Raw genomic sequence first — 25,540 nt, forward strand, 5'->3', positions numbered from 1 at the left:
GGGATGACGTGGTGAGCGGGATGACGGATGTGACGGGGCGTCGGGGGTGCCGGTGGTGACCGTGGCCGCGGACGTCGGGGAGCTGCTGCAGCTGCTGCCCGTACAGCGCGCCGCATTCGCGCTGCTGCTCGCCGCCGTCGGGCTGCCGGTCGTCGGCGTGGTGATCGTCGGGCTCGACATCATGCCGGTGCGGTTCGCCATGATGCATGTCGCCCTGCTGGGCATCGCGGTCGGCATGCTGACCGGCCTCGACCCCATGCTGTGCGCCCTGGTGGCCTGCGCCCTCGCCGGTGCGGGCGTCGCCCCGCTCGCCCGTACGCCCGACGGGCTGTCCGGGGCCATGGGGCTGTTGATGAGCCTCGCCATCGCCGCCGCGCTGCTGGTGCTCGCGGTCTCCGGAGTCAATGCCTCCGGGGCGTTCGCCCTGCTCTGGGGGTCCATCCTGTCCGTCGGCGCCGCCGATCTCGTGGTGCTCGGGCTGCTGGCCGCAGCTGTGCCGGGACTGTTCTTCTGGCGACGCCGCGATGTGGCGCTGCTGCTGTACGACCGGGAGCTCGCCCAGTGTTCGGGCGTGCCGGTGCGCGGGCTGACCCTGGTGCTGCTCGTCCTGGTCGCGGTCGCCGTCGCCGGCGCCATCAAGCTCACCGGGGCGCTGCTCGTCGACGCTCTGACCCTGCTGCCGGCGCTCGCCGCCCGCCGGCTGGGCACCTCGCTGAAGTCGATCACCCTGTGGGCGGTCGGCATCGGAGTCGCCGTGAACCTGACGGGGTTCCTGGTGGCGCTCCGGCTGGACCTGCCGCCAGGCCCGGTCCTCGTCCTGACGGCGGGGGCGGTCGTCCTCGGCGTCCATCTCATCCCTGAACGGAGAATCAGCTCATGGCGCGCAACCGCGTCCGCTTCACCCGCACCAGCTCCCCCCTCCTCGCCGTCGGCGTGGCCGCGTCACTGACGCTGCTCGCCGGGTGCGGGGATGGGTCGGCCCCCGCCGCCTCCAAGGACAAGGACAGTACGGACGGGAAGGGCGGCAAGCCGGTGGTCGTGGCGACCACGACCTGGGAGGGTGCGCTCGCCAAGGCCGCAGGCGCCGAGGACGTCACTGTCATCGTGCCGCAGTCCGTGCACCACGCTCCCGACTACGATCCCAAGCCGTCCGACCTCGCCGCCGTCGCCAAGGCCGACTTCGTGCTGTATGCGCCCTTCGAGCCGTACGCCGAGAAGATCAAGGAGGCGGCCGGCTCCGACGCCGAGCTGGTCGAGGTGAACCTCGACAACAGCGCGGACAAGGCGACCGCGGAAGTCGAGCGCCTGGGCGGGATGTTCGGGACGCAGGACAGCGCGGCCCGGTGGAAGACGTCGTTCACCGCTGAGTACGACAAGCTGTCGCAGGAGCTGAAGTCCGCCTGGCCCGGCGGGAAGAGCCCGGCCGTGGTCTCGCAGGTGTTCACGGCGTGGGCGGCCGAGATGGCGGGCGCGCAGCCGGTGGGGACATACGGGCCCGAGGCGGTGACCCCGGCCCAGCTCGCCGAGCTGACGAAGAAGAAGCCGGCGCTCGTCCTGGACAACGCCCATATGTCGACGGGGACGGTGCTGCCGGACTCCGGCGCGAAGCAGGTGAAAATCGTCAACTATCCGGGGAACGATCTGGATCTGCTGTCCGTGTACCGCAACGCCGCGGACGAGCTGAAGAAGGCGATGGGCAAGGGCTGAAAGCGCCTCTGACGGGGTAGAACCTCCTCAGTGGGACAGCGAGAGGCCGGGGCGGGTGCCGCCGCCCCGGCCTCGTCGTGTCCCGATTCGGGTGAGCCTGTTTCCCGTGGCGTCAGACCGCCTCGTCCGCGCAGCGCTTCCGCACGGCCTTGCGGTCCGGCTTGCCCGCGGGCGTCAGGGGGAGTTCGTCGACCAGAAGCAGCCGCTCGGGGTGCTTGCGCCGCTCCAGACCGCGTTCCGTGAGCAGCTCGCACAGCGAGTCGAGGGTGGGCTTCTCGGCGGAGTGCGGCACGACGCAGGCCGCGAGCCGCTCGCCCATCAGCTCGTCGGGCACGCCGACGCAGACCACGTCCCGTACGAGGGGGTGGGCGGTCAGCTCCCGTTCGACTTCGGCGGGGCTGATGTTCGCGCCGCCCCGGATCACCACGTCCTTGAGGCGGCCCACGACGTGCAGGACGCCTTCCTTGTCGAGGAACCCGAGGTCTCCGGTGCGCACCCAGCCGTCCGGCGTGCGGTAGCGGGCGTCGAGGTCCGGGGCGCCGACATAGCAGTGCGGGGTCATCGGGCCGCGCGCTGTGATCTCGCCGACCGCGCCTTCCGCGGCCTCCCGCAGACCCTCGCTGTCGGGCTCCGTGATGCGGATCTCGGCGACCTGCGGGTCCGGGCGGCCCGCGACGACTCCGGGCCCCTCGGATTCCCGGGGCTCCATGGTGAGCCCCGTATGGCAGTTGACCCCGTCGGCCGACCCATACAGATTGACCACCGGGCAGCGGAAGGCGCGGCGGGCCCTTTCGGCGGTCGTCTCGTCGAGGATCGATCCGCCGAGGACGAGGGCGGTGGGCGCGGGCAGTTCGCCCGGCGACGCCGCGCCTTCCTGGGCGGCGCCTTCCTGGGCGGTGCCGTCCCGCGCGGCGCCGTCCCGCGCGGTGCTTTCGGCGTCGAGGCGCTCCAGCATCATCCGCACCATCGTGGGCACGCCCAGCACATGCGTGGGCCGGTGTTCGCGGATCGCCGCGAGCGCCGCCTCCGCGGTGAAGTGGTCGAGCAGGACCAGCGTGCCGCCGTGCCGCGCCAAAGTGACGGCGGTGCCGTTGGAGCCGTACGCGGAAGCCAGCGGCACCAGGAACAGACAGCGGGGCGGGGTGTCGTCGGGGAGGAGGGAGCCGAGGAAGTTGCCGCGGCCGCCGGCGAGCGCGTTGTGCGAGTACGCGATCATCTTGGGCTCCGCCTCGGAGCCGGAGGAGACGAGGATGCGGGCCGGGCTGTCGGGGTCCGGGCGCTCCGCGACGAAGTCCGCGGGGTCGGAGCGCAGCAGGTCGGCGAGCGGAATCGTTCCTTCGGGGGCGGTGCCGCCCTTGCCCGCCGCGATGACGTGGCGCAGCGCGGGCAGGGTCGGGGAGAGGGTGTGCAGGTCGGCGGCGTGGGTGTTCCCCCGGTGCTCGACCGCCGCGATGACGGCGACGGCGGCGGCGCGGCGCAGCAGACACTCCGCCTCCAGGCTGCCGCGGCCGACGGGGAAGGGCAGCGCGACCGCGCCGACTGCGGCGATCGCCAGATCGGCGATGACGGCGTTGCGGCCGTTGGGGAGCTGTACGGCGACGACCTCGCCGGGCCGTATGCCGAGTTTTCTGAGCCCGACGGCGAGGGAGCGCACTTTTCGGTCCATGGCCGTGTAGCAGAGCTTCCCCTTGGCGTCGAGGATCGCGGTGCGGTGCGGGTCGGCGATCTGGCGCGCGCGGTAGAGGCTGTAGAGGTCGAGGTCGGGGACGGTGGCGTCGACGGCCCAGGAGCGGCGCAGCTGGGCGGGCAGCAGATCGTGCAGCGTGACGGTCATCTCGGGCTCCGTTGTCAGTTCCAGGTCCAGGGGTCGGGAACGGCGGGTGCGCCATGGGCGTCCAGGCTGATCGAGCCGGTGAAGCGCGGGTCGTGGCGCAGGGCGGCGAGGTCTTCGGTGACGGGGGTCGCGGGTATGCCGCGGGCGCGGAGCAGCTGTGCCGCGGCGGCGGTGGGCAGCTCGCCGAGGAGGGCCTCCTCGGCGGCCTCCTCGACGCCCTCCGCGGGCGCCTCCGCGGGCCCGGCCGTATCCGGGCCGGATGCCGCCGCGGCGGCTGCGGCGGCTGCGGCTGACTGCGCGCCGACGGAGGTGGCCGTGCCGACTGCGCCGGGTGCCGTTGGCTCGGCCCCGGTCAACGGGTCCGTAGTCGGCACCCCGGTCCCGGCGGGAGCCCGGCCGACCGCGTCCGGGGCGGCTTCGGCGAGGGCCGCTTCACCCGGCTGCGCCCCGGCCTGGGCGGCCTCCTTGCCTGCCTCGATCGCGGGAGACCCCGTGGGGCCGGTTCCGGGCCGGCACGCCGGGCCGGGATCAACCGCGGCCGGGGACTCAACGGCCGGGGCCGCCGGTGCAGAGGCGGTCCCAGGCAACGGACCCGCAATCGTCCCGCCGGACTCGGCAGGGGCACGGCCAACTGCCGTTCGGCCGGGCACAGCCGGGACGGGTGCGGTCGGGACGGCATCGGCCGGGGCCGCCGGTGCAGGAGCGGTCCCAGGCAACGGACCCGCAGCCGTCCCGCCGGACTCGGCAGGGGCACGGCCAACTGCCGTTCGGCCGGGCACAGCCGGGACGGGTGCGGTCGGGACGGCATCGGCCGGGGCGGCCGAGCCGGGTGCGGCTGGGGCGGCGGGGGACGGGCGGGGTGCATCGTCGGGGAGCGTCAGCCAGCCGTCCGCCGTGCGCAGGGGGCGGCGGAAGCCCGCGGGGCGGCGGGGCGGGCGGCCCGTCGCGGCGCGGTGCAGGGCCGGGGCGGTGAGGGTGTCGGCCGCGGAGAGCAGCGAGGAGTCCACCCGTACACCGTGGCCGGTGCGTTCCCGCAGCAGCAGCGCCGCCACGACGGCCTCCGCGCCCAGCAGTCCGCCGAGCACGTCCAGCAGCGTCATCAGGGACGGCGCGGGCGGCTCGTCCGCCGGGCGGACCGCCTCCCCCACGCCCGTACGCGCCTGGACCATGAAGTCCGTTCCCATGGGGGCGTCGGGCAGCCGGTCAGCCCAGCCGCTGGTGTACGCGAAGACGAGCGCGGGGTTGAGCGGGCTCAGGTCGGCGGCGTCCAGGCCGAGCTGTGCGGCCTTGCCGGGGGCCCAGTTGTGCAGGAAGACATCGGCTTCGGCGGCCAGTTCGCGCAGCCGGCGGCGGCCGGCTTCGGCCTTGATGTCGAGTTCGACCGCCTGTTTGCCCCGGTTGAGGGCCAGCCAGCGGGCGGAGACGCCGGAGCAGGCCGGGGGCATGCCGCGCAACGGGTCGCCGCCCGGCGGTTCGATGCGGATCACGTCCGCGCCCAGCAGTCCGAGCAGATGCGCGGCGAGCGGGGCCTGGATACGGCGGCCCGCCTCCAGGACCGTCAGTCCGGCGAGGGGCCGGGCGGCGGTGGCCGGCGCGGGCGTACGGCGGGCGCCTGGCGGGAGGGGCGGCGCGGCGGCGAGCCGGGCGAATGTCCACGGGGGCGCGCCGTCGTGTTCCGCGGCCCGCTCGGCGAGCGTCCGCGGCGCGCAGACCTGCGCCCCGGAGGCGGCCGCCGCCTCCTGGATGCGGCGCCAGGGCCGGGCGCGCGCCGCCTCGTGGAGGGCTTCGGGGAAGGGCGCGCACGCGGTGGCGTAACGGAACTGGAAGGGCCGCCAGCCCGCCCGTACCGCGTCGGCCGGGGCGTCCAGGGCGCGCCAGAACGCCGCCCAGGCCCCCGGGTCGAGGGTTTCCAGCTCGAACAGCGTCCCGTCGGCCGAGGTGAACGGCGGTCCCCCGGGGCCGATTTCCACGGCCTCGCCCTCGTCCGCCCCCGCCGCGGCCAGATACTGCGAGACGGCGAGCAGCCCGGCCCGCTCGGCGCTGACGGCCGTGCCGGACGGGGCCGGCAGTCCGCGGGCCTGGGCGAGCAGCGCGGCGAGCATGCCCTGGACGGCCAGGACGGAGGCGGCGGTGGCCGTGTAGTCGACGGCGAGGCCGCGGGGCGCGCCGTCGCGGCGTCCGTGGACGGCCATGACGCCGGTGGCCGCCTGGACGGTCGCCTCGTCGACCAGCCCGCGCCGCGCCCCGGCGTCGCCCTCGCCGTCGACATGGCCGTCGACATGGCCGTCGGCCCAGGTCAGCCGGGCCGTGCAGGGGCTGAAGCCCTCGCCGGCGAGGGTGAGTCGGCCGGTCGTCCCGCCAGTGTCCCCGTCGTCCGACGGGGCCGCGCCGAGCAGTCGCAGATGTTCTGCCGCGACCGCGGTGAGCTGATGCGGTCCGGAGCATTCCAGGCGCAGTCCGTCGAGCGGACCGGCCGGACCGGCTGCTCCGACCTGACCGGCCGAGCTCCGGGTGGCCTGTACGGCGGCTGGTGACGCCATGTCTCTCCTCCCCCTGCGGGATACGTTCGCGGGAACCCGGGCGCCCTCGCACCCGACCAGTTCCACGGAAGAGACAGTCGGACTGTCGTTCGCATGGGTTCCCGAGGGGCGGAGGAAAGCAGTGGAGTACGGGCCGGAAGGGCTTCCGCAATGCCCGCCGGAGACCGCCGAGTTGCGTGACCGGGTCGCGCAGTTCGTCCGCGTACGGGTCATGCCGTACGAGCCGGTGCTGGACGCCGGAGGCCCAGAGGCCGCGGCAGCCCTGGCCGAACTGCGGTGCGCGGCCAAGGACGAGGGGCTGTGGGCGCTGCCGCTGCCTCAGGAACTGGGCGGGCAGGGTGTGCCGCTGCGGTCGTACGCCCATCTCGCCGAGGCGGAGGGGGCCAGCGACCACGGGCCCTCGGCTCTGGGCTCCGCACCGCTGCTGGATGTGCTGATGCTGCGGCGGCATGGCTCGCACACGGTGCGGGAGGCGTATCTCAAGCGGCTGGTCGCCGGGGAGCTGCGCACCTGCTATGCGATGACCGAGCCCGACGTTCCGGGTACGGACCCCTTCTCGACCGGAACGCTCGCGGTGCGGGAGGAGGAGGCCGGCGGGGACTGGGTGGTCAGCGGGCGCAAGTGGTTTGTCTCCGGGGCGGCGGACGCCGATCTGGTCACGGTGCTCGCCCGGACGGACGGGGCGGCCGGGGACCGTACGGGCCTGTCGCTGCTGCTGACGCCGACGGACGCGCCCGGCTTCCGGGTGGTGCGGGAGCTGCCGGTGTTCGGCGCGTCCGGGCAGTGGGAGATCGGGCTCGACCGGGTCCGGGTGCCCGACTCCCATCTGCTGGGCGAACGGGGCCAGGCGCTGGCGATCGCGGGCGAACGGCTGCAGCTCGGCCGTACGCTGCGCTGTCTGCGCTGGCTGGGACAGGCCCGCCGGGCGTTCGACCTGATGTGCGCGCGGGCGCAGAGCCGGGGCGGGTCGCGCGGGCCGCTCGCCGCGCAGCAGTTGGTGCAGCGGCATGTCTTCGACGCCCTGCTGGCGCTGCGCTCCGCCCGGCCGCTGGTGTACGAGGCGGTCGCCCGGATCGACGCGGGGCTGGACGCGCATGTGGAGGTGGGGCTGGCGAAGGTGGCCGCAGCGCGGATGCTCCAGCAGGTGGCGGACGCGGCGATCCAGGTCCATGGGGCGGCGGGGCTCGGGCCGGACACTCCCCTGCCCGCGCTGTTCCGCACGGGGCGTACGGCGCGGATTCTGGACGGTCCCGACGAGCTGCATATGACGTCGGTGGCGCGGCGGGTGCTGCGCGGCTATATGGCGGCAGAGGCGGGCTGTTCGGCGGCCGAGTGATCGGAGGCCGAGTGATCGGAGGCCGAGTGATCGGAGGCCGAGTGATCGGAGGCCGAGTGATCGGAGATCTGCTGGTCAGAGGCCGGCTGGGTGGAGGTCTGCTGGTCAGAGGTCGACCAAGCCGGAGAGTGCGGCGAGCCCGAGGGCCAGAAAGTAGTCGCCCCAGATCAGTTCATGGCGTACGGCCAGTCCGCGGCCGGCGTCATAGCAGCCGTCGAGGAGCCGGCCGGACGCCATATGGGCGTGGACGAGGCGGTCCAGTACGGCCACGGCGCGTGAGCGGAACCGGCCCGCGCGCCGCCGGCTGTCGTCCGTCCGCGCGAGCATGAGCAGCGCGACCGCGGCGATGGCGGCGGCGGAGGTGTCGAGCGGGGCGGCGGCGTCGCCGTGGGCGCGGGGGACGAGCGGCGAGGAGTCGAGGGAGGCCGTCAACTGCTCCCGTTCGGCGGACAGGTCCATGCCGAGGGCGGTTCCCTCGGCGACGGCGAGCAGCAGCCAGGCGTGCCCCCGTGACCAGCCCGGCGGGGGCTCGTCGCAGGGCTGCCAGCCGGTGCCGTCGAAGCGCCAGGCGGAGTGCTCTCCCGAGAGGCAGAGTTCGAGGTGACGGCGGAGGTGCGACTGGGCCGCCGTACGCCCGGCGGGGCCCGCGGCGGCGAGAAGCGGGCCCATGCCGGGGGCGCCGTCGGCGCGGACGAGCAGGCGTTCGCCGCCGAAGGCGGCGCCCCAGGGGACCAGGCCGAGGTCCGGGTCCACGGCGGCGAGGCAGGTGTGCGCGGCCCGTTCGCGCAGAGCCGTCGCGTCGGGGTCGTCGGCGGCGTGGCCGTGGGCCGTCCCGTACCAGAGGATCAGTCCGCGGGTGGCGGTGTCCGCCTCGGCCCAGCGGGCCAGGCGCGCCGTGGTGGCACGTGCCGCGACGCGGTCCTGGACGTCCCCGGTGCGCAGGGCGCGCAGCCACTGGAGCCCGGCCCAGAAGCCGCCGGTCCAAGAGCCGCGGGAGGTGGTCGTCCAGCGGCCGTCGCCCTCCGGCTCGGCGAAGAGGGGGAAGCGGTCGCCGACGGCGGCGCGGGTGAGGGCGACGCGGGCGAGGGCGGTGTCGAGGGCGGGGATGGTCCAGGAGGGGCAGCCGGGGCTCCGCCCCGGTCCCGGGCCCGGACCCCGCTCCTCAATCTCCCCCAGACTCCGTCCGGGGGGACCCCCGGGGGCTGAGTGTGCGGGTCCTTCGCGCCCGGCGCCCCGCACGGGCTGAACGCCGGGGCCCCGCCCCGGGCCCCGCTCCTCAAACGCCGGAGAGGCTGGATATACAGGCTCCCCAAGGGCTGGAGATGCGGGTCCTGGAGGCACGGGCGCTTCGCCGCCGGAGGCCGCGGTCATGCGGCGGCTCCGGCAGGGGTTGCGCGGCGGTCGCGGGCGGCCCAGAGGGTGGAGATCGCGCACGCCGCCGTGAACTCCGCGGCGACCAGCAGCCATCCGGGGCCGTAGCGGCCCGCGTCGGCGAGGAGGCCGAAGAGGGGCGGGCCGACCGCGAAGCCGGCGAAGAAGCCCGCGGAGACCAGGGCCGAGTCCAGGCCCGCCCGGCCGGCCGCGGCGCGGCGCATGACGAGGACCATGGAGACGGCGTTGCCGGAGACGGCGAAGATGCCGACGGCCGCGGCGGCCGCCCAGGCGAGCGGGTGGAAGGAGGTGGCCCCGGCCAGCATCAGGGCCGCCGCGACCGCGCCCGCCGCCAGCCAGCCAGGAAGCCATTCGCCGAGGCCGGGGCGGCCCGCGAGCTTGGACCACCACACGCGTCCGGCGATGCCCGCGACGCCCAGCACCGCCACCATCGCACCGGCCGCGGTCGGACCGAGGCCGAGGCGCTGTGCGCCGAAGAGCGCGAGGTAGGTGTTGACCGAGGCGATGCCGCAGCCGAGGAACAGGGAGAAGACGGTCAGCCAGGCGATGTGCCCGCGGGGCCGCAGCGGCATACGGCCGCCGCCCGGCTTGGCAGCTGCGGGCGGCGGGTCGGCGGGGAGCCGGCGGGCCGCCCAGAACGCCGCGGCGACCGCCGTGCCGGCCGCCGTCCACACCGCGCCGCGCCAGCCGATGCCGCCGGCGAGCGCCGCCAGCGGCAGCCCGGCGGCAAAGGCCCCGAGCTGTACACCGGACTGCTTCATTCCGGTGACCGGGCCGCGCTGCGGCGCGGGCACGGCGGCAAGGATCGCCTTGTTGGTGGCGGGGTTGGCCAGCGCCTGCGGCAGCCCGCCGAGGGCCACCGCGCCGAGCAGCAGCCCCGCCCCCGGCGCGGCCCCGATCAGCGCGAGGGCGACCGCGGAGATCAGCAGCAGCGCCACCAGACAGCGGCGCGGCCCCACCCGGTCGACGACCCGGCCGCCGACCGGGGAGAGCACGGCGGCCGTGCCGAAGCCGACCGTGGTGGTCAGACCGAGGACGGTGGGCGAGATGCCCAGTTCGCCGACGAGGCGCGGGCCCAGCGCGCCGAGCAGGAACAGCTGCATCATGGAGAACGCCATGGCGCAGGTGAGCAGCGCGGTCAGTCCGCGTGTGGCCCGCGGCGGGCCGCCTTCGGCGTCGTCGGCCGCCGCTGTCCGTATACCGGGCTCCGCTGCCACACCGCTCTCCGTTCTCCGTCGGGACCTCGGCAGAAGTCGCCCCTAACCTTCCCCGAGTTCCAGGGAGTTGCCGTGGCCCGCGTCACACTTCCGTGGATCAGGGGTGCGATGGCCGAACTTCGCGGTCCGGTCCTCGGCCAGTCTTCCCCGGGTGCAAGGATGAGCCCGCCATGTCAGCGGGTCACGGTTGTCGCACTGTACGGGCTGCGGTGTTCGCGGCCGCCTGCGTGCTGCTCACGGCGCTCGGCCACATGCTGATGTCGGCGACGCCCGTCCCCTGGCCCGCGATGCTTGGCGCGTTCTCTGCGGTCGGCTGTTCGGCGTGGGCGCTGGGCGGCCGGGAACGCGGGTTCACGGCGGTGACGGCCGCGGCCGTGGTGACCCAGGCGGCGCTGCACTCGCTGTTCTCCCTGGCGCAGGCGGCCGCGCGGCCGGCCGTGGGCGAGGGCGGTTCCCTGCTGAGTCAGTGGGGGCAGTACCTGCTGTGCGGGATGCCGGGAGAGCCGGGGGCGTCCGAAGGTTCCGCCATGGGCGCGCTCGGGCACGCCCACCACGCCATGTCCCACGCACCCGCACACGGGCATGGGCATGGGCATGGGCACGCCATGGCCCACGGCGCAGGCATGGGCCACGACATGGGCGGAATGTCGGCGGGCGGCATGCTCGCCGCGCATCTGCTGGCCGCGCTGCTGTGCGGGCTGTGGCTCGCCCACGGCGAACAGGCCGTCTTCCGCATCCTGCGCAGCTTCACCGCCTGGATCACCGCCCCGCTGCGGGTGCCGCTTGTGCTGCCCGCGCCCCCGCACCGCCCCCGCGTCCGCGCGCGCCGCACCCGTGCGGCGCGCGGGCCGCGGCGGCTGCTGCTCGTCTACGCCATCACCTCCCGGGGTCCGCCCGTCGGGTCCGCTGTCCTCTGACAGCCGGCTCCCCGCCGCCGCGACGGCCTGACGGCCGGTTCGCGGCGCGCGGGCATCGGCTCCGCCGCCGTGCGGAGCCGTACGACGTCACCGGCCGCCGCCGATGCGCGGCAGCGGCCGGATTCTGCCAACTCCGAGGAGAACCAAAGGCGATGAACGCTGCCCTGCTCGCCCGCCCGGCGCGCACAGACGACACACGTCATGGCCGCTCACACCAGAGCGACAACGCGCATCACGACCGCGATACGCATCACCACAGCGACGCGCATCACGACGGCGGCACACACCACGACGGCGGCACACGCGACGCGGTGATCACGGACTGGGCGCTGGCCGCCCGCGGCGGCGACCCCGACGCCGTGGAACGTTTCGTCCAAGCCCTCCACCGCGATGTCTGGCGCTATGTGGCCTATTTGAGCGCGGATCCGCAGGCCGCCGACGATCTGTCTCAGGACACCTTTCTGCGGGCGCTCGGGAGTCTGCACCGCTTCGAGGGCCGGTCCTCGGCCCGCACCTGGCTGCTGTCCATCGCCCGCCGCGCGGTGGTGGACAGCATCCGCCACGCCGCCGCGCGGCCGCGGCTGTCGGATGCCGAGGACTGGCAGTCGGCGGCGGAACGGGCCCAGCCGCACGGGCTGCCCGGTTTCGAGGACGGCATCGCGCTCGCCGAGCTGCTGTCCGAGATCCCCGCCGAGCGCCGTGAGGCATTTGTCCTCACTCAGGTGCTGGAGATGCCCTATGCCGAGGCGGCCCTGGCGATCGGCTGCCCGATCGGCACGGTCCGCTCCCGCGTCTCGCGCGCCCGGACGGCGCTGCTGGAGCTGCTCGCGGCGGCGGAGCGGCCGCGGGACTCGGCCGACGGCCCGCCGGGGGTCCCCCGCAAAGCGTCCGAGGAGCCCGTCCGGCGGCGGCTGCGCCAGTACGATCGCCGCCATGGGGATCTCTGTGCGGACGTTGACGTACTACCCGGTGAAGGGCTGCGCCGGTACGGCGGTCACCTCGGCCCGCGTCGGGGAGACGGGTCTTGAGCACGACCGCACCTTCATGGTCGTCGACGCGGCGGACGGCTCGTTCCGTAGCCAGCGCACCCAGCCGGCGATGGCGGTGATCCGGCCGGAGGTGCTGGACGGGGGCGCGGCGCTGCGGCTGTCCGCGCCCGGCGTGGACAGCCTGACGCTGGACGCCGACCCGGAGGGGCCGCCGCGGCCGGTTTCGCTGTTCGACAAGGACATCGGCGACGCGCCGGACCAGGGGGACGCGGCCGCCGAGTGGCTCTCGCAGGTGCTCGGGGCGAAGTCGCGGCTGGTGCGGGTCGCGCCGGGGTTCGACCGGGACGGCTGGGGCGAGACGCCCGGCAAGGTCGCCTTCGCGGACGCGCATGCCGTGCTCGTCGTCTCACAGGCGTCGCTGGACGGGCTGAACGCCCGGATCGCGGCGGCGGGCGGGGAGCCGGTGCCGATGGACCGCTTCCGTCCGAATGTCGTCCTCGACGGCTGTGCGGACGCGCATGCGGAGGACCGGATGTGCGCCCTGGACCTGGGGACCGTCCGGCTTGCCTACTCCGTACGGGCGATGAGGTGCGCCGTGCCCATGGTCGACCAGGCCACGGGGGTGCGCAGCGGACCGGAGCCGGTGCGCACCCTGTCGGCCTACCGCCGTGAGCCGGAGTACGGCAACCGGGTCAGCTTTGGTCTGAAGGCGGCGGTCGTGCGGCAGGGCACGCTCGCCGTCGGGGACGAGGTGCTGCCCGAGTGGCGTGACGGCACGCACGGCGGCACGCGTCGCTGATGTGACGCGAAGGGCATGCCTGCGTGGTTGAGGGCCGGGCCGCGGCCCGGCCCTCAACTCGTCAGCAGCCGTAGCGGATCAGCGCCCGCACCATGCGGCAGGTGGTGTCGGACGGCGGGTGGACCCCGATGCGGTCCGCGGTCGTCCGTATCCTGCCGTTGTCAGCTGTCGCCGGGTGGTAGACGCCCGAATCCAGCAGGGCGATCGCCAGGCGCATGGCCTTCAGCCGGCGGTTGTGGGTGATGTACCACTCGCGGGGCTGTCCCGCGGGCAGCGGTTTCTTCTCCAAGGGCCTCGGGGCGGTGGCGAACAGGGACTCCTGCTGGGACTTCCGGTGCGAGTTTCGCTGCGGCTTTCCCGGTGCGTTTTGCTGTGGGTTTCGCTGTGGATGTGCGGTGAGCGTCGTGAGTGCGGCAACGGCCATCGGCAACCTCCTGGCGCGGCGGCGGGACCCTCCCGAACCATTCCGAACTACTGTTCATTCTACGTCCGCCCACTGACAATCGCCGCTGGCCAGACGGGGTTTGAGGGAGACTGGAGGGGCTTTGGAGAGTGCGGTGACGACATGGAGATCCGGGCCCTGCCCCCTGGAGCCATTGAGCAGAACGGGACTCCTACTCGTACGTAACGGCACATGGAACACCCCCAGGAGGGGAACACCCCCGACCCCACAGGAGTCCACGTGTCACGCAAACGCACCCTCACCACCAAGAAGAAGATCGCTCTGCTGGTCGGCGCAGCGGCGCTGGCGGGCGGTACGGCGGTGGCGATGACCGGCACCAGCCAGGCGTCGGTCGCCTGCGACGGGCTGGTCCGGGCCCTGCAGAACAACCAGAACTTCATCGCCGGTCAGCGCGCCAACCCGGACGCGCAGTCTGAGGCCCGGATCGCCAACCGGGAGGCGGTGATCGCCGAGATCCAGCGGAAACAGGCGGCCTCCGGCTGTGAAGTGACCGGAGGCGGCGGGCAGGCCGGGGCAGGCCAGGACGCCGGCGGAAACCAGGGAGACCAGGGAGACCAGGGAAACCAGGGAGACCAAGGAAACCAGGGAGCCGGCGACCAGGCCGGGGCGGGCAACCAGGGCAACCAGGGCGATCAGGGCGACGCAGGCCAGGGCGCCGTGGGCGAGGTCGTCTGCGCCGGCTCGACGGTGACGCTCTCCGGCGAGGGCGGCGCCCCCGCCGCCACCAGCAGCGAGTTCCCCGCGGGCACCACCCTCAAGGTCACCAACCTCGACAACAACAAGTCCACGACCGTCGAGGTCACCGGGCCCTCCGGAAGCTGCGCACTGCTGAACAACGCGGCCTTCGAGCAGGTGCGCGAGCCCGGCAAGTTCCTGATCCGCAACGCGCGCATCGAGCGGGTCGGCTGACCCCGGACGGGATTCAGGGCGGTGTCGTTGTCATACTTCCGAACATTTCGGTCAGAAAATACGGTCCCGACGAACGACCGATAAGAGCATTTCGCACCCTTACGGTGGATCGCGCCCCTCGACCCATCACCGGAGGAGCGCCGTGCGGAACTGGTTGTTCGGCGGTGTGTACGGCACCGTCCTGGCCAGCGCCCTGCTGGCCGCCCTGCAGAGCGAAGGCACCGTTTACACCCCCTTCTACGACGCCGCCTGGATCCTGGTGACCGCGGCGACCGCCGCGCTCGCCCATGGCTATGCGCACCATATGTCCACCCATACACCTGGCTCCGGCGCCCACCGCTGGCGTCAGCTCGCCCGCACGCTCCGCGGTGAGTGGCCGGTCGTCGTCGCCTCGCTGCCGACGGTGCTGCTGCTCCTCCTCGCGGGCTGGGCCGGCTGGACAGAGGCGCCCGTCACCACGGCGGGGCTGACCGTCAACGCCGGACTGCTGATGGGCTGGGGCGCCTTCGCCGCGCTGCGCGTGGGCTACCGGCGCGGCTCCGCCCTGCTGATCGGCGGCGCGGACGCCGCCATCGGCCTGCTGATAGCCGTGGCCAACGCGATCATCAAGTAGCCACTCAGCCTGCCGTCACCCGGCCGTCACAGCCCGCCCTGATCTGCACCTGACCCGTATACGACAAGGGCCGGCCGTGTCGCACAGCGGCGGGCTCCAGCTTGCCGCAGACCCGCACAGCCCCTGCCGTATACCGAAGAAACCTGAGTAACACGGGGTTCACAGTCGAGCAATCGATGAGAAACCCCCCGTTGGGAGGCTGCGCCTCATACCCGCTGCACCGCAAAGGATGAGGCCCGTGACCTTCAAGGCTGAGTACATCTGGATCGACGGCACCGAGCCGACCGCGAAGCTTCGCTCGAAGACGAAGATACTGCCCGGCGCTTCCGCGACCCTCGCCGAGCTGCCCATCTGGGGCTTCGACGGTTCCAGCACCAACCAGGCCGAGGGCCACGCCTCCGACTGCGTGCTCAAGCCGGTCTTCACCTGCCCGGACCCGATCCGCGGCGGCGACGACATCCTCGTGCTCTGCGAGGTCCTCAACACGGACATGACGCCGCACGCCTCCAACACGCGGGCGGCGCTCGCCGAGGTCGCGGAGAAGTTCGCGGCGCAGGAGCCGATCTTCGGCATCGAGCAGGAGTACACCTTCTTCGAAGGCGACCGTCCGCTCGGCTTCCCGGCCGGCGGCTTCCCGGCCCCGCAGGGCGGCTACTACTGCGGCGTCGGCGCGGACGAGATCCACGGCCGTGACGTCGTCGAGGCGCACCTGGAGAACTGCCTGCAGGCGGGTCTGGGCCTCTCCGGCATCAACGCCGAGGTGATGCCGGGCCAGTGGGAGTTCCAGGTCGGCCCGCTCGCCCCGCTTGAGGTCGCGGACCAGCTGTGGGTAGCCCGCTGGCTGCTCTACCGCACCGCCGAGGACTTCGGGGTCTCGGCGACCCTCGACCCCAAGCCGGTCAAGGGCGACTGGAACGGCGCGGGCGCGCACACCAACTTCTCCACGAAGGCCATGCGCGAGGGCTACGACGCGATCATCACCGCCTGCGAGTCGCTGGGCGAGGGCTCCAAGCCGCTCGACCACGTCAAGAACTACGGCGCGGGCATCGACGACCGCCTCACCGGTCTGCACGAGACCGCCCCGTGGAACGAGTACAGCTACGGCGTCTCCAACCGCGGCGCGTCCGTCCGCATCCCGTGGCAGGTGGAGAAGGACGGCAAGGGCTACATCGAGGACCGCCGTCCGAACGCCAACGTCGACCCGTATGTGGTGACCCGGCTGCTCGTGGACACCTGCTGCACCGCTCTGGAGAAGGCCGGCCAGGTCTGATCCCGCTCAGGAAGCAGCGCTTTCACGCCGCGGCGCCCGCCGGGACGACCGGCGGGCGCCGCGGCGTGATTGAATGACGCCCATGACCGCCATGACCGGCGTCCGGAACGAAGCGAAGGGTCGCGGTGACGACCTGGAGCCGTTCTGGCCGTCCCGGCAGCACGATGACTTCGACCGGGTCTGTCGCCGCGCGCTGAACGCGCCGGCCCACTGAGCCCGCCGAGCCCGCCGAGCCCGCTGAACGAGTTGCCCCGGTCTCAGGCCGACGCGCCCGACGTACGCACCTTCTCCGTCCGTCTCCCCGCGCGAAAGAGCTGACGTCTCATGGCGAACCACGCCCGTGTCACCGCTGCCGCCCGCCCCCGTACCCGCCCCGCGCCGCCGCCGTCCCGGCTGCGCGCCGTGGGGTGCGACGAGACCACACCCCCCGGCGCCCTCCCCGACTCCGTCGCCGACAAGGTCCTGGACTTCCTGCCGCCCGGTGCGACCTGGCTGCCCGCGCCCGCGCATGCGGTGCCCGTGCTGCCGGGCGGTCCGCCGATGGCCGGCTATCTCGTACTCGTCCCGCAGACGCCGCCCGGGAGTCCCGCCCCCGCACCGGCCCGGCCCGCCGAGGGCCCCGTGACGATCGACGCCGCACGGCGCACCGCGCTGGTCGACGGGCGCGAACTGCAGCTGACCTACCTGGAGTTCGAGCTGCTCGCGCATCTGGCAGCGCATCCGCACCGGGTGCACACCCGCGACCAGCTGGTCACCACGGTATGGGGGTACGGGCATGTGGGCGACGGCCGGACCGTGGACGTCCATGTGGCCCGGCTGCGCCGGAAGCTGGGGCCCGAACACCGCCGCACGATCCAGACCGTGCGGCGGGTCGGCTACACATACGCTCCCTAGGACTTTCCGGAAGTCCCTAGCTCCGGGACGGGTTCCGGTTCCCAGGCGCCCGGCGGCGGGCGGCGAAGCCCAGCGCCGCGTCCAGCGCCAGGAAGGCGAGCAGGCTCCAGCCCAGCAGGGGCACAAACCAGCCCGTCAGCGCGACGGCCGCGGCCAGCGGCAGCAGCAGGGGGACCGGGGCCTTGCGCCATGCGCCGCGCGGCACGGGGCGTCCCATGCTCAGCGTGCGCTCCTTGGCGGGGCGGCGCTGCCACCACATGCGGTAGCCCCAGACCGTCAGCATGATCAGGGCGACCATGAGCGCGGCCAGCGCGAGCTGGTTGGGCAGCCCGAACAGCACGCCCATATGCGCGGCGATGCCGTACGTGGTGAGCTTGGCCAGCAGCGGGTAGTCGGCGAAGCGCAGTTGGTCGAGGACCGCGCCGTCGGCCGGGTCGAGGGCGACGGAGTCGCGGTGGACCGGGAACTGGGTGTCGGTCTCCTTGACGACATAGCCGTTGCCCTCGGCCGGCAGGCTGATCGCGATCTGGCCGCCGGTGTCGATGCCGGCCGCCTTGGCGGCGGCCACGGCCCGGTCGATGCCGATGTCCGCGTTGTCGGCGGACGGCGGTCGCTCACCGCCGCCGACGCCGCTGCCCCCGCTGCTCCCATGGCCGCCGTGCCCGCCGTGGGAGGAGGCGGCGTCCGCGCCCGCGTCCAGCGTCGCCGAGATGCGGGGCGTGGAGCCGCCCAGCCGCTCGCGGAGCATGCCGATGTTCTCGCCCGCGTAGGTCGACCAGGTCAGCCCGGTCACGGAGAGGATCACCAGGCCGGCCGCCGCCCACAGGCCGACCGAGCCGTGCCAGGACAGCGTCCTGCGACGGCCGGACGCGCCGCGTTCGGGGATCAGCGCGGCGCGCTTGTTCGCACGCCTGCGGCCCAGCCAGAGCAGTACACCGCCGAGGGCGACGACCCACAGCCAGCTGGCGGCCATCTCGCTGTAGAGGCGGCCGGGCTCGCCGAGGTGGAGATCGCGGTGCAGCTCGTCCAGCCAGGCGCGCAGCGGCAGCGCGCCGGAGCCGCCGTAGGAGGGCAGCTCCCCGCGGATCTCGGCGGTGTACGGGTTGACGAAGACGGCGAGGGACCTGTCCTCCTCGACCTCGGGGGAGGCCATCAGGACACGGGTGGTCGCGCCGTCCTCGTACGAGGGCCAGACGGCGGTCACCGTGCCCTCGGGGTGCGCCGCGCGGGCGGCCTCGACCTGCTCCTCAAGCGGGAGGGTGCGCTCACCGGCGGGGACTGTCAGCTCATGCCGGTAGATGAGTTTCTCGGCCGGGAAGGAGAGCGCGTAGAGCAGTCCGCTGACGGCGGCGACAAGCAGCAGCGGGGCGACGAGCACGCCCGCGTAGAAGTGGATGCGCAGCGCCAGCGGCCGCAGTGCGCTCCAGGCCGACGGCGCTGACGCCGCGGCGGGTGGTCCTGCCTCGTCGGAGGCAGTGGTTCCGGTCCCCTCGGCGGGGGTCCCCTTGGCGGGGGTTTCGATGGACATGGGTGTCCTCAGGCAGTGTTCGGTGATGCGCTGGCATCGGTTGACATGGGGAAGCGGCCCCCAGGTCAGACGACTGCCGCTCCGGGGACCGTGACGTGATGGGCGGGGCGCGGCGGCGGGCCGCGGCGTACGAGGGTGTGGGCGAGGAGCACACCGTGTCCGCGGTCGGCGCGCAGACGGTGCAGACAGCCCGCGGCGGGGCGCGGCGGCTCGGGCAGGCACAGCCGTACGGCGGCGAGGAGCAGCCGCAGCGGGGTGAAGGCGAGGGCGCCCACGGTGCGTGCGAGCCGGAAGAAGGCGGCTTCGCCGCGGGCCAGCCAGACGGCGCAGATCAGGGCGGCGAGGAGATGCGCGGCGAGCATTCCGGTGTCGGCGTCCAGCCCGATGCCGGTCATCTCGTGGTGGGGGGCGTGCTGCCCGTGGTTGCCGTGGGTGTGAGGTGTCCGGTGAGCGCCGCGGGCGGGCATATGGTGCGCGGCCGGCTGTCCGCCCGAGAAGATCAGATGCAGTGCGCCCTGGACGGCCAGCAGACCGGCGCCGATCGCGGGGACGCCGCGGCGTCTGCCGCCCGCGAGCCAGGCGAGGGCCGCCGTCACAGCGAAGGCGATCAGCAGGGCGGCGACGGGAATGCCATGGGCAGACATGGACGAATGCCCCACAGCGGCCAATGCGGTACACACCGCCGCGAAAAGTGCGGCTCGGAAGGCGCGCAGAGGCGACCGGGCATCCGTCATGGCCCGCACATGGTGTCACCCCTGGGCGAAACAACCGGAAGAGGGTCTTCCATTCGTTCCGCTGCGCGCCCCGCCAGGGCAGAGTCGACTCCATGAGACTGCTGATTCTGGGAGGCACGGAATTCGTCGGACGCGCGGCGGCGCGGGCGGCGCTGGACCGCGGCTGGGATGTGACCGTCTTCCACCGGGGCCGGCACCCCGCCCCGGCGGGAGCCCATGAGCTGCTCGGCGACCGCACGGAGCCGGGCGGGCTGGCCGCGCTCGCGGGCGGCGGCCCCTGGGACGCGGTCCTGGACACCTGGTCGGCGGCCCCGTCTGCGGTGCGGGACGCGGCGCGGCTGCTGGCGGGCCGGGCGGGCCGTCATGTCTATGTGTCGAGCTGCTCGGTGTACGCCTGGCCCGTGGAGGACGGGTACGACGAGAGCGCCCCCGTGGTGGAGGGCTCCGCCGACGCCGGGGACGTCCCGTACGCGGAGGCCAAGCGGGGCGGAGAGCTGGCCGCGCTCGACGCGTTCGGCGAGGACCGCGCCCTGCTGCTGCGGGCCGGGCTGATCATCGGCCCTGGGGAGAACGTCGGCCGTCTGCCCTGGTGGCTCAGCCGCATCGCCCGCGGCGGCCCCGTGCTCGCGCCGGGCCCGCGGTCCACCCCGATCACCTATGTCGACGCCCGCGATCTGGCGGAGTGGGCCCTGGACGCGGCGGAGCGGGGGCTGAGCGGTCCGTACAACGTGGTCCGCCAGGACAGGGCGACCATCGCGGAGCTGCTTGAGGAGTGCGTACGGGCCACGGGCGCGGAGGCCGATCTGCGGTGGACGCCCGCCGCGACGCTCCTGGACGCGGGCGTCGAGCCGTGGACCGAGCTGCCGGTCTGGATTCCCCGCGCCGAAAGGCCCGACGAACACGCCATGATGCACGGCGCGGACGCCTCACGGGCGCGGGCGGCGGGCCTCGGCATCCGTCCGCTCGCGGAGACGGTACATGACACCTGGGCCTGGCTGCAGTCGCTGGGCGGCACGGCGCCGCACCGCCCCGACCGTCCGCCGGTCGGCCTCCCGGAGGAGAAGGAGGCCCGGCTGCTGGGCCGGTGACAGCGGCGGCCCCGGCCGGGAACAGCGCGCAGACGGGGGAAGTTGACCGGACATGGCTGTCATCCACAACACCACCCTGACCCCCGGCAAGCTGGAGCTTCTCGCACCCTGGCTGCCCACGCAGCCCTGGTACGCGGGCACGGCGCGTACGCCCGAGCTGAGCAAGGCCGGAGGCTTCCGGCTCGACGACCCGGACGGCGTGGTGGGCATCGAGTTCATGGTGGTCACGGACACCTCCGGCGACCGGCCCGTGACGTACCACATCCCGCTCAGCTACCGGGGCGCGCCGCTCGACGGCGTCGACGACGCGGCGCTCATCGGCACTGCGGAACACGGCGTGCTGGGGCGGCGATGGGTGTACGACGGGACCCACGACCCGGTCCTGGTCGCCCAGTTGCTGGCACTCCTCCAGGGCCGCGCCGAGCCCCAGGCGCAGAGCCTGACCGACACCCCCGACCGGTCCGTCACCCGTCATCTGTCCGGGGACGTCCTGCCCTCCCCTGCGCGGAAGTCAGACGTCCGCAACGGTCCGCACGGCACCGACGTCGCCGTGGAGACCGCGGCGGACGGAGGGCCGCCGGCGGGGCCCCTGACGCTCGCCGTCGTCCGCGTCCTTGAAGCGGACGGGCATACTCCGGGCGGCGACACGGCCCACGGCCACATCACGGCCGGCTGGCGCACACCGGACGGCGCGGAACACCGCGGCCGGTTCGCGCTCCTGAAGGACGCGGGAAGCACGGCGAGCTGACGGGCGGCGGAGCGGGGCGGGTTCGGCACGGTGGTGGTGCCAGCTACACCCCCGCGCGGAGGGAAAGCCCAGTGACCTCCCCGGCCGCCGCACGGACACTGGTGTCCGGCACATCGCACACCAGAAGGGACCGTCATGACCGCGACGAAGTCCGGCGCCGCCGTACGACCGGATGCACCGGACGCACGGGGCGTACGGGGTGCACGGGGCGTACGGGAGGCGCTGCTCGCCCCCGCCCGGGGGCTGGCGCTGACCCTGCTGGCGCTCATCGGGTCGGTCACGCTGTTCGTCCTGACGGTCGTGTCGATCTGTCTGATCGTGATCGGGGTGGGGGTGTTCACCACACCGCCCCTGCTGCGGCTGGTGCGCGCCCACGCGGGTCGGCGCCGGCTGCTGGCGGCCCGGTGGACGCAGCTGCGCATCCCCGCCCGGTACCGGCCCCTCCCCCCGGATCTGCGGGGCGGCGTCACCGGACAGGCAGAGCGCTGCACGCTGCTGCTGAAGGACCCGGCGACCTGGCGGGACCTGCAGTGGCTGCTGACCGATATGACGGCCGGGGCGGTGCTTGCCGTGCTGCCTCCCGCGCTGATCGCTGAAGGCGTCTTCGGTCTGGTGCTGTTCGCCGGGGTGTGGCAGCCGATCGTCGAGGCCGGCGGCCCCTACTGGTACGCCTTCGTCCCGGTCGACAGCTCCGCCACGGCCGCGCTCGCCGCGCTCCTCGGCCTCGGCTGGCTCGGCGTCGCCTACAAGGGCGGCCATCCGCTGGTACGCGCCCACTTCCGGCTCTCCTCTGCCCTGCTCGCCCCCGGCCGCGAGGCCGAACTGGAGCAGCGCATCGACCGCCTCACCGCGACCCGCCACGACGCCGTGGACAGCTCCGCCGCCGAACTGCGCCGTATCGAACGGGATCTGCACGACGGCGCGCAGGCCCGGCTGGTGGCCATGGGCATGGACCTCGGGACTGTCGAGGCGCTGCTCGAAAAGGACCCCGCACGGGCCAGGGACCTTCTCGCCAAGGCCCGGCAGTCCTCTGCCGAGGCGCTGAGCGAGCTGCGCGACCTGGTGCGCGGCATCCATCCGCCGGTGCTCGCTGAGCGCGGCCTCGGCGACGCCGTCAAGGCGCTGGCGCTGCGGCTGCCGGTGCGGACCGAGGTGGAGGCGGAGCTGCCGGGGCGGATGGACGCACCGGTCGAGTCGGCGGCGTACTTCGCCGTCAGCGAGTCGCTGGCCAACGCGGTCAAGCACGCGGACGCGGACCGCGTCTGGGTCGATCTGTCGTACGCGGACGGCGCGCTGCGGATCGCCGTCACGGACAACGGCAAGGGCGGTGCGGTGATCGGCGCGGGGTCGGGGCTGAGCGGGGTGGAGCGCCGGCTGGGTACATTCGACGGCGTCCTGGCCGTCAGCAGTCCCGCGGGCGGTCCCACCATGGTGACCATGGAGATTCCTTGCGCGTTGTCCTAGCCGAAGATCTCTTTCTGCTCCGCGACGGGCTGGTCCGGATGCTGGAGGCGTACGGCTTTGAGATCCTGGCCGCGGTCGAGAGCGGGCCCGAACTCGCCCGGGCGCTCGACGAACTGGAGCCGGACGTCGCCGTGGTCGACGTCCGGCTTCCGCCGTCCCACACGGACGAGGGCCTCCAGTGCGCGCTGGCCGCCCGCCGCCGGCGGCCGGGGCTGCCGGTGCTGGTGCTGTCCCAGCATGTGGAGCAGCTCTACGCCCGCGAGCTGCTGGCCGACGGCGACGGCGGGGTCGGCTATCTGCTCAAGGACCGCGTCTTTGACGCCGACCAGTTCATCGACGCGGTGCGGCGGGTGGCGGCGGGCGGCACCGCGATGGATCCCCAGGTGATCTCCCAACTCCTCAGCCGGCGCGCACAGGACCGGCCCATGGACGGGCTGACCCCGCGCGAGCGGGAGGTCATGGAACTGATGGCGCAGGGCCGTTCGAACACGGCGATCGCCGGGCAGCTGACGGTCACGGAGCGGGCCGTGGCGAAGCACACGTCGAACATCTTCGCCAAGCTGGGGCTGCCGGTGTCGGACGACGACAACCGCAGGGTGCTCGCGGTGCTGGCGTATCTGGACCGCGGATAGCCCTGCCAGGGCCCTCTGAGACCTCGCGGTCGGCGTCCTGGGGTGGCGCGAAGACGCCATGGCGGGGAGGCGGGGTGTCGGCGTGCCTACCCTCCGGAAGGGGGGCAGGGGCTTAAGTCCCCCGCGTCTCGGTGGACGGTCGAACACTCCGGCTTCCTTGCGTGTTGGCCCGATTTGACGGTGGAGATTTCTACGAACTCGTCGACGCCTTGAACACCCCACTCCTCACAGCCGTATGGAACGGCGCGCTTCTCCCTCTGTCGGGACCCCCCGAATCCCATCACCCCACACACCCCGGCAACGAAGCAGAGGAGTTCCATGGGACGCAAGACAAGAAAACGCTCCACGCTGGCGAACCGGGCGATCGCCGCCACGGCCGCCTTGATTATGGGCGGGGGTGGGCTGGTCGCTGTCAATGTGTACGCGAACGCGGGCGAAGGCCGATCCGGCGGCCAGCGAAGCGAGCAGCAACAGCAACAACAACGGCAGAATTCCTGGCAGTCGATGGCCACCATCGACTGCCCCGAGGTCGGAAACGACCTCCGTGAGGTCCCGCGGCAGGTCAAGCGTGAGGTCGCCCGGGAGCTTGCGCGGATGGACACCCAGATCACCGAGGCGTACCAGCGGTTCGCCGAGGAGAAATGGCAGATCGAACGCGATCCGCGGTATGCGCAGAACGCCATCCTCAACCCCCTGAAGAGCAAGCGGGTGGCGAGCATCGACCGGATCTCGATCGTGATCAGCCGGTTCACCCAGCGCCCGCAGGGGCTTGACCGCCTGGCGACCTGCACGCTTCAGGCCGACGACAACAACACCTTCGGCGGCGGAAACCAGAACAACGGCAACGGCAAGGACAACGGCAATGACAACAACGACGGCGATAACGGAGGCAACAACGACAACGGGGGGCAGGCCGGAAACGGGCCTGAAGCCGATGACTTCGTCGACATCCAGGATGTCCGGCCGAACGTCCGGGAGCCGCGCCAGCGCCGCAACGCATCCCGCGGTGTCTTCACCACCCAGTGCGGCGTAAACGAGAACGGCAAGTTCAACCCGGACAACGTCATCGTCGCGCCCGGCGTGGCCAACGGCGCCCACCATATGCACGACTACGTCGGCAACCAGGAGACCGACGCGTTCTCCAGCGACGACGATCTGGCGCGCGGCGAGACGACCTGCCGCAACCAGGGCGACAAGTCGACGTACTACTGGCCGGTTCTGCGGCTGCAGAACGGACAGGACGAACAGGACGCCAACGAGGACGGCGGCGGCAACGACCAGAACGTCGGAGAGATCCAGACGCCTGCCGAGGTGACGCTCGACTTCGTCGGCAGCCCGGTCGGCAAGGTCACCGCGATGCCCCGCTTCCTGCGGATCATCACCGGCGACGCCAAGGCGTTCACCAACGGCGACGCCAATGCCAACGCCTCCTGGTCCTGCACCGGCTTCGAGGACCGTCAGCTGAAGGACAAGTACCCGATCTGCCCCGAGGGCAGCCAGGTCGTACGCACCTTCAAGTTCCAGAGCTGCTGGGACGGCCGGAACGCCGACAGCGCCAACCACCGCGACCATGTGGCGTTCGCGGACGAGAACGGCAGGTGCCCCAACGGCTTCCGGGCCATCCCGCAGCTGGTGCAGCGGATCGTGTACGACGTGCCGCGGCCGTCCTTCGGCGACAACGGCGTCGTCTACGCGGTCGACTCCTTCCCCGAGCAACTGCACAAGGCGATCACCGACCACGGCGACTTCATCAATGTCTTCGACGAGCGGCTGATGAACCAGGTGGTCTTCTGCATCAACTCCGGCCGCCGCTGCCAGTGACCCCCTGACCCCGACCCCGTGGCCCCGGGCGGGAAGCTCCCGCTTCCCGCCCGGCGCTCCGGATCCCCCCACGTCCCCCAAGCCCCCCACAATCCCCCCACACCCGCGCGGCCGGCTCAGTGGTCCGCCGAGTGGTCCCCCTCGCTCCCCCCATCGTCACCACTACTCCCCTGGTGGTGCGGCGAGGCGGTCTCCACCGTTCCACCGAGCCGGCCGCGCAGCGCTGCCAGCACCTCGGCGTCGCCGACAGCGACCCATTTGCGGCCCACGAGATACGAGCCGCCGTAGTTCTTCGCCTCGTTGATCCACTCGCGGTGGCCACGGTCGGTGGCGAAAGTGGCCAGGACATACCGGCCATCCGCGGTGGTGCAGTTCGCCTGCCGCAGCTCCTCCGCATCCGTCTGTATGTCGGGTTCGCAGTCGGCCCGGGCCGCTATCTGCTCCAGACTGCCCGTCGCCTCCTTCGCCGGGGCCGACCTCCCGCCGCTGCCGTCGCCGCCGCCACGCCCTTCGGCGTCACCGTCCGTCGTACACGCCACGGCCAGGCTCAGCGCCACAACTGCCAGTGCAGTGCGGGCCGTCCGCCGCGCGCAGATGTTCACACTCGTCCGCATGCGGTCATCGTGCCCGCTACCGCCCCCGCCA

23 protein-coding genes and 1 pseudogene are annotated in these 25,540 nt (G+C 73.2%); 16 read left to right on the forward strand and 8 right to left on the reverse strand.

The annotated features are described in order from the left end of the window. Positions 1-55: 55 nt before the first annotated feature. Together OF819_RS23060 and OF819_RS23065 are read left to right on the forward strand one after the other, a co-directional pair. Entirely contained in the window at positions 56-949 is an 894-nt protein-coding gene (locus tag OF819_RS23060) for a metal ABC transporter permease (RefSeq protein ID WP_416370602.1), read from the forward strand. Then, the gene (locus OF819_RS23065; RefSeq protein ID WP_267245522.1) at positions 877-1,707 is read left to right on the forward strand and encodes a metal ABC transporter solute-binding protein, Zn/Mn family; all 831 of its coding nucleotides are present in this window, start codon (positions 877-879) and stop codon (positions 1,705-1,707) included. Before OF819_RS23060 ends, OF819_RS23065 begins: the two co-directional genes overlap by 73 nt. Before the next feature lie 112 nt (positions 1,708-1,819). Here OF819_RS23065 and OF819_RS23070 read toward each other — a convergent pair whose 3' ends face one another. Together OF819_RS23070 and OF819_RS23075 are read right to left on the reverse strand one after the other, a co-directional pair. Continuing rightward, complete coding sequence (locus OF819_RS23070) at positions 1,820-3,541, reverse strand: class I adenylate-forming enzyme family protein (protein WP_267245523.1); 1,722 nt, start codon at positions 3,539-3,541, stop codon at positions 1,820-1,822. 839 nt (positions 3,542-4,380) lie between these two features. After that, positions 4,381-6,081 (reverse strand): annotated as a pseudogene (locus tag OF819_RS23075) (CoA transferase); the annotation flags it as partial. Between the two features lie 121 nt (positions 6,082-6,202). On the opposite strand from OF819_RS23075, the gene OF819_RS23080 reads away from it, so the two are divergent. Beyond that, positions 6,203-7,417, forward strand: coding sequence for an acyl-CoA dehydrogenase family protein (locus OF819_RS23080; RefSeq protein WP_267245524.1), 1,215 nt, complete (start codon positions 6,203-6,205; stop codon positions 7,415-7,417). 105 nt (positions 7,418-7,522) lie between these two features. Here the strand turns inward: OF819_RS23080 and OF819_RS23085 are convergent, their stop codons facing one another. After that, positions 7,523-8,656: a sugar ABC transporter permease gene (locus tag OF819_RS23085; protein ID WP_267245525.1), complete on the reverse strand. Its 1,134-nt coding sequence runs from the start codon at positions 8,654-8,656 to the stop codon at positions 7,523-7,525. 128 nt (positions 8,657-8,784) lie between these two features. Then, the gene (locus OF819_RS23090) at positions 8,785-10,026 is read right to left on the reverse strand and encodes an MFS transporter (protein ID WP_323748957.1); all 1,242 of its coding nucleotides are present in this window, start codon (positions 10,024-10,026) and stop codon (positions 8,785-8,787) included. 209 nt (positions 10,027-10,235) lie between these two features. On the opposite strand from OF819_RS23090, the gene OF819_RS23095 reads away from it, so the two are divergent. The 3 genes from OF819_RS23095 to OF819_RS23105 all read left to right on the forward strand — a co-directional run bounded on the left by OF819_RS23095 (position 10,236) and on the right by OF819_RS23105 (position 12,731). Next, entirely contained in the window at positions 10,236-10,943 is a 708-nt protein-coding gene (locus OF819_RS23095) for a hypothetical protein (RefSeq protein WP_267245526.1), read from the forward strand. 311 nt (positions 10,944-11,254) lie between these two features. Then, positions 11,255-11,971, forward strand: coding sequence for a sigma-70 family RNA polymerase sigma factor (locus OF819_RS23100; protein WP_267245550.1), 717 nt, complete (start codon positions 11,255-11,257; stop codon positions 11,969-11,971). Beyond that, a complete protein-coding gene (locus OF819_RS23105; RefSeq protein WP_267245527.1) occupies positions 11,877-12,731 on the forward strand; it encodes an MOSC domain-containing protein in 855 nt (284 codons plus the stop codon). Before OF819_RS23100 ends, OF819_RS23105 begins: the two co-directional genes overlap by 95 nt. A 61-nt stretch (positions 12,732-12,792) precedes the next feature. On the opposite strand, the gene OF819_RS23110 is transcribed toward OF819_RS23105, so the two are convergent. After that, entirely contained in the window at positions 12,793-13,155 is a 363-nt protein-coding gene (locus OF819_RS23110) for a hypothetical protein (protein WP_416370603.1), read from the reverse strand. A 258-nt stretch (positions 13,156-13,413) separates the two neighbouring features. Here OF819_RS23110 and OF819_RS23115 point away from each other — a divergent pair, with 258 nt between their 5' ends. The 5 genes from OF819_RS23115 (at position 13,414) to OF819_RS23135 (ending at position 16,880) form a co-directional block, all read left to right on the forward strand. After that, entirely contained in the window at positions 13,414-14,103 is a 690-nt protein-coding gene (locus OF819_RS23115; protein ID WP_267245528.1) for a hypothetical protein, read from the forward strand. A gap of 142 nt (positions 14,104-14,245) precedes the next feature. Then, complete coding sequence (locus OF819_RS23120) at positions 14,246-14,716, forward strand: hypothetical protein (protein ID WP_267245529.1); 471 nt, start codon at positions 14,246-14,248, stop codon at positions 14,714-14,716. A 238-nt stretch (positions 14,717-14,954) separates the two neighbouring features. Next, on the forward strand, positions 14,955-15,986 hold the full coding sequence (gene glnII / locus OF819_RS23125; RefSeq protein ID WP_267245530.1) for a glutamine synthetase: 1,032 nt from the start codon (positions 14,955-14,957) through the stop codon (positions 15,984-15,986). Between the two features lie 82 nt (positions 15,987-16,068). Beyond that, a complete protein-coding gene (locus tag OF819_RS23130; RefSeq protein ID WP_267245553.1) occupies positions 16,069-16,200 on the forward strand; it encodes a hypothetical protein in 132 nt (43 codons plus the stop codon). Between the two features lie 110 nt (positions 16,201-16,310). Further along, positions 16,311-16,880 carry a winged helix-turn-helix domain-containing protein gene (locus tag OF819_RS23135; protein ID WP_267245531.1) on the forward strand — a complete coding sequence of 190 codons (570 nt, stop codon included), beginning with the start codon at positions 16,311-16,313 and terminating at the stop codon, positions 16,878-16,880. Between the two features lie 16 nt (positions 16,881-16,896). Here the strand turns inward: OF819_RS23135 and OF819_RS23140 are convergent, their stop codons facing one another. Together OF819_RS23140 and OF819_RS23145 are read right to left on the reverse strand one after the other, a co-directional pair. Continuing rightward, complete coding sequence (locus OF819_RS23140) at positions 16,897-18,408, reverse strand: PepSY-associated TM helix domain-containing protein (protein WP_267245532.1); 1,512 nt, start codon at positions 18,406-18,408, stop codon at positions 16,897-16,899. Between the two features lie 65 nt (positions 18,409-18,473). Next, positions 18,474-19,052, reverse strand: coding sequence for a hypothetical protein (locus OF819_RS23145; protein ID WP_267245533.1), 579 nt, complete (start codon positions 19,050-19,052; stop codon positions 18,474-18,476). 182 nt (positions 19,053-19,234) lie between these two features. Between OF819_RS23145 and OF819_RS23150 the strand changes: the two genes are divergently transcribed. From OF819_RS23150 to OF819_RS23170, 5 genes are all read left to right on the forward strand, one after another. Further along, positions 19,235-20,230, forward strand: coding sequence for an NAD-dependent epimerase/dehydratase family protein (locus OF819_RS23150; protein WP_267245534.1), 996 nt, complete (start codon positions 19,235-19,237; stop codon positions 20,228-20,230). Positions 20,231-20,282: 52 nt separating this feature from the next. After that, on the forward strand, positions 20,283-20,978 hold the full coding sequence (locus tag OF819_RS23155) for a maltokinase N-terminal cap-like domain-containing protein (protein ID WP_267245535.1): 696 nt from the start codon (positions 20,283-20,285) through the stop codon (positions 20,976-20,978). A gap of 135 nt (positions 20,979-21,113) precedes the next feature. Continuing rightward, on the forward strand, positions 21,114-22,442 hold the full coding sequence (locus OF819_RS23160) for a sensor histidine kinase (RefSeq protein ID WP_267245536.1): 1,329 nt from the start codon (positions 21,114-21,116) through the stop codon (positions 22,440-22,442). Further along, positions 22,427-23,074, forward strand: a complete 648-nt coding sequence (locus OF819_RS23165; RefSeq protein WP_267245537.1) for a LuxR C-terminal-related transcriptional regulator — start codon at positions 22,427-22,429, stop codon at positions 23,072-23,074. The genes OF819_RS23160 and OF819_RS23165 overlap by 16 nt, the downstream gene beginning before the upstream one ends. Before the next feature lie 318 nt (positions 23,075-23,392). After that, the gene (locus tag OF819_RS23170) at positions 23,393-24,895 is read left to right on the forward strand and encodes a DUF1996 domain-containing protein (RefSeq protein ID WP_267245538.1); all 1,503 of its coding nucleotides are present in this window, start codon (positions 23,393-23,395) and stop codon (positions 24,893-24,895) included. A gap of 116 nt (positions 24,896-25,011) precedes the next feature. On the opposite strand, the gene OF819_RS23175 is transcribed toward OF819_RS23170, so the two are convergent. Continuing rightward, entirely contained in the window at positions 25,012-25,509 is a 498-nt protein-coding gene (locus OF819_RS23175; protein WP_267245539.1) for a hypothetical protein, read from the reverse strand. Positions 25,510-25,540: the final 31 nt, after the last annotated feature.

Source organism: Streptomyces sp. PR69 (assembly GCF_026420845.1).
In the GTDB taxonomy this organism is placed as follows: Bacteria; Actinomycetota; Actinomycetes; order Streptomycetales; family Streptomycetaceae; genus Streptomyces.